Genomic DNA, 1950 nt, shown 5'->3' with positions numbered 1-1950 from the left:
TGTTAAAGCTCCTTAGAAAGGAGGTGATCCAGCCGCACCTTCCGGTACGGCTACCTTGTTACGACTTCGTCCCAATCGCCGATCCCACCTTCGACAGCTCCCCCCACAAGGGTTGGGCCACTGGCTTCGGGTGTTACCAACTTTCATGACGTGACGGGCGGTGTGTACAAGGCCCGGGAACGTATTCACCGCAGCGTTGCTGATCTGCGATTACTAGCGACTCCGACTTCATGGGGTCGAGTTGCAGACCCCAATCCGAACTGAGGCCGGCTTTCAGCGATTAGCTCCACCTCACAGTGTCGCAACGCGTTGTACCGACCATTGTAGCATGTGTGAAGCCCTGGACATAAGGGGCATGATGATTTGACGTCATCCCCACCTTCCTCCGAGTTGACCCCGGCAGTCTCTCATGAGTCCCCACCACTACGTGCTGGCAACATAAGACAAGGGTTGCGCTCGTTGCGGGACTTAACCCAACATCTCACGACACGAGCTGACGACAACCATGCACCACCTGTACACCAGCCACAAGGGAAAGACCATCTCTGGCCCGGTCCGGTGTATGTCAAGCCCAGGTAAGGTTCTTCGCGTTGCATCGAATTAATCCACATGCTCCGCCGCTTGTGCGGGCCCCCGTCAATTCCTTTGAGTTTTAGCCTTGCGGCCGTACTCCCCAGGCGGGGCGCTTAATGCGTTAGCTACGGCACAGAAGTCGTGGAAGACCCCTACACCTAGCGCCCACCGTTTACGGCATGGACTACCAGGGTATCTAATCCTGTTCGCTACCCATGCTTTCGCTCCTCAGCGTCAGTTACTGCCCAGAGACCTGCCTTCGCCATCGGTGTTCCTCCTGATATCTGCGCATTCCACCGCTACACCAGGAATTCCAGTCTCCCCTACAGCACTCAAGTATTGCCCGTATCGCCTGCACGCCCGAAGTTAAGCCCCGGAATTTCACAGACGACGCGACAAACCACCTACGAGCTCTTTACGCCCAGTAATTCCGGACAACGCTCGCACCCTACGTATTACCGCGGCTGCTGGCACGTAGTTAGCCGGTGCTTCTTATCTAGGTACCGTCACAAAAGCTTCGTCCCTAGCGAAAGAGGTTTACAACCCGAAGGCCGTCATCCCCCACGCGGCGTCGCTGCATCAGGCTTCCGCCCATTGTGCAATATTCCCCACTGCTGCCTCCCGTAGGAGTCTGGGCCGTATCTCAGTCCCAATGTGGCCGTCCACCCTCTCAGGCCGGCTACCCGTCGACGCCTTGGTAGGCCATTACCCCACCAACAAGCTGATAGGCCGCGGGCTCATCCCACACCGAAAAAACTTTCCACCCCCCACACTAAAGAGGGGTCCTATCCGGTATTAGACCCAGTTTCCCAGGCTTATCCCGAAGTGCAGGGTAGATCACCCACGTGTTACTCACCCGTTCGCCACTCGAGTACCCCGCAAGCGGGGCCTTTCCGTTCGACTTGCATGTGTTAAGCACGCCGCCAGCGTTCGTCCTGAGCCAGGATCAAACTCTCCACAAAAACTTCCAATCAGAAGAATCAGGCGTGAAAAGCCCAAACCCAACCAAAAACAAACAACCAGCACACAACACACAAACATGTGTCATGCAAAATGATTGTCCAAAAAAATTACAAACACCCCAACCAACCACAGCCGGCCAGGACATGTTCGCGTCTATCACATGTGACCCCCACCTCGACGAGGAGAGAAGAAGCCACACAAAATATACTCATGCGATCATGATCATGCCTGCACCACAACAACTCACACCACAAAAAGCAGCGCGCATTATTTACAGTGACACCCGTTGAAGAAAGGTACCACCCGGCACACACCAACCAACCACCCATCAAGGCAGCCAGCCAGCACACACAACCAACAACCACAAACAAAAGTACATTGGCACACTATTGAGTTCTCACACAACAACCGCAC

1 rRNA gene is annotated in these 1950 nt (G+C 55.1%); it reads right to left on the bottom strand.

The window, feature by feature from the left end:
• Positions 1-16: 16 nt before the first annotated feature.
• Positions 17-1535 (bottom strand): 16S ribosomal RNA (locus tag B9Y70_RS12520).
• Between the last annotated feature and the right edge of the window lie 415 nt (positions 1536-1950).

Origin of the sequence: Corynebacterium pollutisoli (genome assembly GCF_900177745.1) — a bacterium.
Lineage (GTDB): Bacteria > Actinomycetota > Actinomycetes > Mycobacteriales > Mycobacteriaceae > Corynebacterium > Corynebacterium pollutisoli.
This window is presented reverse-complemented; position numbering and strand designations above follow the sequence as displayed.